General features: G+C 59.7%; 1 protein-coding gene. It reads right to left on the bottom strand.

What is annotated here, in order from left to right:
* Window positions 1-278 (bottom strand): helix-turn-helix domain-containing protein (locus tag RZR99_RS33145; RefSeq protein ID WP_323123870.1); only part of this gene is annotated, 278 nt, incomplete at its 3' end.
* Window positions 279-392 lie beyond the last annotated feature (114 nt).

Below are 392 nucleotides of genomic sequence, written 5' to 3'. Positions count from 1 at the left end.
GCGTAACCCTCGGCGCGGATCGCCTCGAACATGAACCGGGCGGTGCGCCGGTCACGCTTCGGGCGATGACTGTCGGCACGCAGCCAACCTGTCAGCTGTGCGGCCCAGTCGTCGATGACGCTCGGGCTGACGCGCTTCGGATACTTCGGCTCGACGGCATCAGTCTGCCGCAGCCAGCGGCGCACCGTGTTTCGGGACAGGCCCGTACACCGCGCAATCTCGCGCAGCGGGACCTTCTCGCGGAAATACATCCGCCTGATCTTGGCCAATATGCCCACCGTGATCACCTTTGTATCCCCTGCTCAAAGATTGAGCAGGTCATTCAATCACGTGGGTCAAAATTCGATGAAAATTTACAGCTCTAGTGGGTCAGTTCTGTACGGACATCAACA

The organism is Burkholderia alba (assembly GCF_034721475.1).
Lineage (GTDB): Bacteria > Pseudomonadota > Gammaproteobacteria > Burkholderiales > Burkholderiaceae > Burkholderia > Burkholderia alba.
This window is presented reverse-complemented; position numbering and strand designations above follow the sequence as displayed.